This is a genomic window from Pseudophaeobacter sp. 1A09344 (genome assembly GCF_041008745.1).
Taxonomy (GTDB): domain Bacteria; phylum Pseudomonadota; class Alphaproteobacteria; order Rhodobacterales; family Rhodobacteraceae; genus Phycobacter; species Phycobacter gallaeciensis_A.
The window spans coordinates 1-235 of record NZ_JAXGFS010000048.1 but is presented as its reverse complement, the minus strand read 5'-3'; the positions used below and the strand labels follow the sequence as shown (position 1 = coordinate 235).

1 protein-coding gene is annotated in these 235 nt (G+C 74.5%); it reads left to right on the top strand.

Features of this window, described 5'->3' with window-relative positions; genetic code table 11:
* Positions 1-84: 84 nt before the first annotated feature.
* The coding region (locus tag SM765_RS23035) for an FAD-dependent oxidoreductase (RefSeq protein WP_368981946.1) at positions 85-235 on the top strand (151 nt) is incomplete at its 3' end.

Below are 235 nucleotides of genomic sequence, written 5' to 3'. Positions count from 1 at the left end.
TCGTCGCGGTGTGCGAGCTGCTCGCCCGCGCCCTCGCCCCCGTCTCACCCTGACCGGCGCACGCTGCAGGGCTAGGGTGACCGCATGACGCAGCGACGGGACGTGGTCATCATCGGCGGCGGGCACAACGGCCTCACGGCGGCCGCCTACCTCGCCCAGGCGGGCCTCGACGTGCTCGTGCTCGAGCGGCTCGACGTTCTCGGTGGCGGGGCGGTCTCGGCCGAGGCCTTTCCCG